This is a genomic window from Vibrio sp. 10N.261.52.A1 (assembly GCF_002876325.1).
Lineage (GTDB): Bacteria > Pseudomonadota > Gammaproteobacteria > Enterobacterales > Vibrionaceae > Vibrio > Vibrio chagasii.
The window spans coordinates 1,895-3,026 of record NZ_MCYD01000837.1 but is presented as its reverse complement, the minus strand read 5'-3'; the positions used below and the strand labels follow the sequence as shown (position 1 = coordinate 3,026).

Sequence of the window (1,132 nt, the reverse complement as noted above, 5' to 3'; positions counted from 1 at the left end):
ATTTCCCTATATCAATAAAAAATAAAGGGGTAAATTCACACCAAATTAACAAAACAATTACAAAAGAGTCATTCCAATTACAAGATTCGCACCCAAATGGTTCCCGCTTAGAGGCCAATAGCGAGTCAAAAAATGACAATCCATAACGTGTTATCTACTTCAAACATGAACGTTTGAAAACAGTACGAGGAAGTACCCATGAGTGAAACTCTACTAGCTCTATTGGCCTTTTCACCAATAGTTGTTGCAGCGATTCTGCTGGTCGGCCTGAACTGGCCTGCGAAAAAAGCGATGCCAGTGGCATTTGCATTAACCGTTGCTATTGCCCTATTTGCTTGGGATATGTCTGGCACTCGCGTGTTGGCCTCTGTATTCCAAGGTTTCGGTATTACCGTGTCGGTTCTCTGGATTGTGTTCGGCGCCATCTTCTTATTAAACACTTTGAAACACACCGGAGCTATCACCACCATCCGCAACGGCTTCACGGACATATCCGCTGACCGTCGTGTTCAGGCGATCATCATCGCTTGGTGTTTCGGCTCCTTCATTGAGGGCGCATCTGGCTTCGGCACACCTGCAGCTATTGCAGCACCGTTACTGGTTGCGATCGGCTTCCCTGCGCTTGCTGCGGTACTGATGGGCATGATGATCCAATCGACACCAGTATCGTTCGGTGCGGTAGGTACACCTATCATCGTTGGTGTGAACAAAGGTTTGGACACGCACAACATCGGTGAAAGCCTGATTGCTCACGGTTCTACTTGGGACGCTTACCTGCAACAAATCACCTCAAGTGTGGCACTGATTCACGCCTCTGTGGGTGTGATGATGCCAGTACTAATGGCAATGATGCTGACTCGCTTCTTCGGTAAGAACAAAAGTTGGACAGAAGGTTTAGACATTCTACCGTTCGCACTGTTTGCTGGTGCAGCGTTCACCATCCCTTACGCACTAACAGGTGTCTTCCTAGGTGCTGAGTTCCCATCTCTAATTGGTGGTCTAGTCGGCCTAGCAATTGTGGTTACTGCAGCAAAACGTGGCTTCCTCGTTCCAAAATCAAAATGGGATTTCGAAAGCGAAGAGAAGTGGCCAGCAGAATGGTTAGGCTCTCTGAAAATCGACCTTGATGACA

At 47.5% G+C, this 1,132-nt stretch carries 1 protein-coding gene; it reads left to right on the top strand.

What is annotated here, in order from left to right; genetic code table 11:
- Nucleotides 1-198 precede the first annotated feature (198 nt).
- The coding region (locus tag BCT81_RS17830; protein WP_133152655.1) for an L-lactate permease at nt 199-1,132 on the top strand (934 nt) is incomplete at its 3' end.